The organism is Staphylococcus sp. GDX8P80P, assembly GCF_017893095.1.
Taxonomy (GTDB): Bacteria; Bacillota; Bacilli; order Staphylococcales; family Staphylococcaceae; genus Staphylococcus; species Staphylococcus borealis.
Window position 1 is genome coordinate 1 of sequence record NZ_JAESMI010000256.1, and the last position, 260, is coordinate 260.

Genomic DNA, 260 nt, shown 5'->3' on the forward strand with positions numbered 1-260 from the left:
TTACCTTCGCCTTCAACCTGGTCGACCTGCGCCCGGGCTGCTGCCGCCTCCTGCTGCGCCTGCTGGATGTTTTTCAGCCGGCGCTGCTCGTTCGCCTCCTGAATGTCTGCCGGGCCGCCATTGGCCGCATGTTCTGGCAGCTCCGTGGGGTTGGGTCGGTACTCACGTCCAGCCCAATCGGCAGCGCGGGCGTCTGCTTCTGCTGCTTGGTCCTGCAGGTCAGCCATACGCTGAGCCGGCGAGAGCAGATCCAGCTCCTG

Annotated in this window: 1 protein-coding gene; it reads right to left on the minus strand. The window is 65.8% G+C overall.

The window, feature by feature from the left end; genetic code table 11:
* Positions 1-260 (minus strand): hypothetical protein (locus KA858_RS12680; protein ID WP_210135852.1); only part of this gene is annotated, 260 nt, incomplete at both ends.